Source organism: Streptomyces tricolor (genome assembly GCF_002155905.1).
GTDB classification, from domain to species: Bacteria; Actinomycetota; Actinomycetes; order Streptomycetales; family Streptomycetaceae; genus Streptomyces; species Streptomyces tricolor.
Genome location: NZ_MUMF01000788.1, coordinates 1 through 3,817, shown reverse-complemented (window position 1 = coordinate 3,817; position 3,817 = coordinate 1). Strand labels below are relative to the sequence as shown.

Here is a 3,817-nt window from a genome sequence, read left to right as displayed (position 1 = left end):
GCCGTCCTCCAGGAGCCGTTCGACACCGCACTCCTGGCCCAGGCCGCGCAGGCCGGTGAGGACGAGGCCCGGGCGGGCGTGGACGAGCTGGTCCGGCTCGACATCCTGCGCCCCGGCACCGCCCGGGGCACCTTCCGGTTCCGGGATCCGCTGGTGCGCCGCACCGCCCACGACACGGCGGGCGCCGCCTGGCAGCTGGGCGCGCACGCGCGCGCCGCCGCGGCACTGCGCGACCGCGCGGCCTCCCCGGCGCGCGTCGCCTGGCATCTCGGCCACGGCGCGCTCACCGGTCAGGACGGCGACGGCGTCCGCATCCTCCAGGAGGCGGCACGCACCGTGGTGTGGCAGCGCCCGGACCGGGCGGCGGGCTGGCTCAGGGCGACGCTCGGTACCCGCCCCGACGGCGGCGACCCGGGGCAGCGGCTGCGGCTCGCCACCGCGCTGGCGCTGAGCGGAGAACTGGCCGAGAGCCTGGCCCTGTTCGACCGCACGCTGGCCGAGGGATCGGCTGCGCATCCGGACGCCGAGCTCTGGCGGGCCCGCGTGCTGCGCCTGCTGGGCCGGCACGGCGAAGCGGCGGACCTGCTGGAGAAGACGGCCGCCAACCTGGCGCCCGACGCCCATGAGGCGCGGGCGCGCACGACGGGGGCGCTGCTGGCGACCTGCCTGGAGGCGGCGGAACGACCGCGCCCGGCCCTGGTCGAGGACGCCGGCGCGGTGCCGGAGGCCGACCCGGCGCTCCAGGCCCGGCTGCTGGCCCTGCGCGCGCTCGCGTCCGGCCGCGACGGCACCCCGGACGGCGGGCGGGCCGAGCTGGTGCGGCGGGCCGCGCGGCTGGCCGACGGGCTCGGCGACGAGCCGGCCCGCCGCTCCCTGGACACCCTCTACTGGGTGGCCCGCGCCGAGAGCGAGCTGGGCAGGGACACCACGGCGCTCGCGCGGCTGGAGCGCGCACTCGACCTCGCCCTGCGCCACCGGCTGCGCTACCTCGTACCCGAGCTGGCCGTCGAGGCGGGCCGCATCCTGCTGGAGCGGGGGGACACGGCCGCCGCCCTGCTGCACGCCGACCACGCCCGGCGCGCCGCCGACCGCATCGGGAGCGGGTTCCAGGCCGACGCGGCCGGTCGGCTCCGCGCGCGGATCGACCGTCCCGGTCCCCTCGGCACGCCGCGCCCCGACGCCGGGAAGGGCTCGGCCGAGACCGCTGCGGAGCCCGGCCCGGGGCCGGATCCGGTGCCGGTGCCGGATCCGGAAAACCGTCCCGCGGACCCCTCGACCGGCCTCGACCGGCTCAGCGAACGCGAACGGGAGATCTCCGTACTGGTCAGCAAGGGCCGCACCAACCAGCAGATCGCGCGGGCACTGGCGCTGAGCCCGAAGACGGTGGAGACCTATCTCGCCCGCGTGTTCAAGAAGCTCGCGCTGTGCTCCCGGGCCCAATTGGCCGCGCTCGTCGGGATGGAGGGGCGCCTGACCGGCTGACCGGGTGCCGGCCCCCTGGACACGGGCGGCCGGGGGACGCGCCGGACCGCAGCGCGCCGGTGGCTCGGCGGCGCACCGGCGGCGCGCCGGTCCACGGGGCGCAGGTGGCTCAGCGGCGTGCGTGCCGTGCCTCATGGCGCCGGGGCGCGCAGCACCGCCCGGCCGATGAGGTCGCGCATCACCTCGCTCGGCCCGGCGGCGATGGTCGCCGCGCGGGCGTCGCGGTGGATCCGCGCGACCGTGGAGGAGTCCAGGTAGCCCGCCGAGCCCTGGAGCTGGAGGCAGGTCTCGGCCAGTCGGCACGCCAGTTCCGTCGTGTGCAGCTTGGCCATCGAGCACTCGGTGGCCGGCAGCTCCCCCTGCGCGTAGAGCCAGGCCGCGTGGTAGACGAGCTGACGGGCCGCCGCGAGGTCGGTCGCGAGATCGGCGATGCGGTGGGCCGGGGCCTGGAGGTCGGCCAGGGGGGCGCCGAACGCCCGGCGTTCGGTGAGGAACCGCCGGGTGTCCTCCAGACAGCGGTCCATGCCGCCCAGCGCCGCCGCTGCCGCCACGAGACGTTCCAGCTGGAGTCCCCGCATCAGCTGGTAGAAGCGGCTGCCCGCCCGCCCCAGCAGGCAGCCGGCCGGTACCCGCACCCCGTCGTAGGTCACCGTGGCGGTCCCGGCGGAGCGCCAGCCGAGCGTCCGCACCGGCTCGGTGGCGATGCCGGGCAGCCGGGCGTCGACCACCAGGAGCGAGAGCCCCGTCGTCCCGCGGGGGCCGGAGTCCGCCGGCGGCGCGGTCCGGACGGCCACGACGTGGAAGTCGGCGGTCGTGCCATTGCTGACCATGGACTTCACCCCGCGCACGACGTAGTGGTCCCCGTCCCGTGCGGCCGTGGTGACGAGCCCGGCAAGGTCCGCGCCCGCGCCGGGTTCGGTGATCGCCAGGGCGGCCACCCGTTCGCCGCGGACGGCGGGCGCGAGGTGGTCGCGGTCCAGGTCCGGGTCGCGGGCCGTCGCGAGGTAGTGCGTGGCCATGTAGGCGTGCACCGACACCGCCGCGCGGCAGCCGCCGAAGCCGGTGCGGCCGAGTTCCTCCAGGAACACCACGGACGTGAACAGGTCCTGCTCGGTGCCGCCCACCCGCCGCGGGTGCAGCAGCCCCAGCAGGCCCTCGTCGCCGAGGGTCTTCCACGCCGTACGGGGCAGTTCGCCGTCCCGCTCCCAGGACGCGCCGGCCGGCCCGACGAGCCCGTCCAGCACCGCGCGGACGCGGGCGCGGAACTCCTCGTGCCGTGCGGTCAGATACACGGATCGTGTCATCCGGCGGCTCCGAGTTCGCGGTTGACCAGGTCCACCACACCGGCGGACGGGTCGGACAGGAAGAAGTGGCCACCGGTCACCTCGTGGCCCCGGAACCCGCCGGACGCCAGATGCCGCCACGCCCGTACGGCGCTGCGCGGGGCGACTTGGTCGGCGTCGCCCCACACCGCGGTGACCGGGACGGGGACGGGACGCGGCGGGTGTGCCGGCCAGGTCTCGGCCAGCCGTACGTCGGCGCGCAGGGCGGGTTCGAGCAGCCGGAACAGGCCGGGGCTGGCCAGCACCTCCTCCGGTGCGCCGCCCAGGTCCCGCAGTGCGGCGGCGAACTCCGGTCCCGGCAGGCGGTGGATGGCCGGCAGCGCGCGGGCGACGTCCGGGGCCCGGCAGGCGGAGATGACGACGCGTTCCGGTGGGCGGCTGAGCGCGGCGGTCGCCGTCTCGTACGCCAGCATGCCGCCCATGCTGTGCCCGAAGAGGACGTACGGGGAGGGCACGTGCCGCATCAGCGCGCGGCCGAACGCGCCGACCAGGGCGTCCCAGTCGGACAGCGGGGTCTCGCGCAGCCGGCTCTCCCGGCCGGGCAGCCGTACCCACACCGGTTCCACGTCGGGGGCGAGCGCCTCGGTCCAGGTCCGGAAGACCGCCGCGCCGCCGCCCGCGTACGGCAGGCCCACCAGCCGGATCCGGGCGGCGGGCCGGTCGACCGGGCGGTGGAACCACCGGCCGGCGGACGTCATCGGGGCCGGGCCGGTCGGGCGGGGGGCTCGCCGGAGGCCTGGACGGCGGCGGCCAGCGCGCCGTAGGTGCTCTCGGTGAAGATCATGTCCGGTTCCAGCACGTCCTCGCCGAGCTGTTCCTCCAGCCGGGCCAGCAGGCGCATGGCGGTCAGCGAGTCGCCGCCGAGGTCGAAGAAGTCCGCGTCCGGCCGGACCGCGTCCGCGCCGAAGATGCTCGCCCAGATCCGGGTGAAGACCTCGACGCGGGCGGTGTGCGGGACGGTGACCGGGGGCACCGCGGCCGGCCGGTCCGCG

The 3,817-nt window shown here is 77.3% G+C and carries 4 protein-coding genes; 1 reads left to right on the top strand and 3 read right to left on the bottom strand.

Annotation, left to right across the window (positions count from 1 at the left end; all coding sequences use genetic code 11):
• Window positions 1-1,482: helix-turn-helix transcriptional regulator (locus CCN44_RS39555; RefSeq protein WP_143650366.1), on the top strand; the 1,482-nt coding region annotated here is incomplete at its 5' end.
• A gap of 131 nt (window positions 1,483-1,613) precedes the next feature.
• Here CCN44_RS39555 and CCN44_RS39550 read toward each other — a convergent pair.
• The 3 genes from CCN44_RS39550 to CCN44_RS39540 all read right to left on the bottom strand — a co-directional run.
• Window positions 1,614-2,786 (bottom strand): acyl-CoA dehydrogenase family protein, encoded by a 1,173-nt coding sequence (locus CCN44_RS39550; RefSeq protein ID WP_086703926.1) that lies wholly within the window; start codon window positions 2,784-2,786, stop codon window positions 1,614-1,616.
• The gene (locus tag CCN44_RS39545; RefSeq protein ID WP_059256079.1) at window positions 2,783-3,523 is read right to left on the bottom strand and encodes a thioesterase II family protein; all 741 of its coding nucleotides are present in this window, start codon (window positions 3,521-3,523) and stop codon (window positions 2,783-2,785) included. The genes CCN44_RS39550 and CCN44_RS39545 overlap by 4 nt, the downstream gene beginning before the upstream one ends.
• Window positions 3,520-3,817: acyl carrier protein (locus CCN44_RS39540; protein WP_143650365.1), on the bottom strand; the 298-nt coding region annotated here is incomplete at its 5' end. The genes CCN44_RS39545 and CCN44_RS39540, both read right to left, overlap by 4 nt.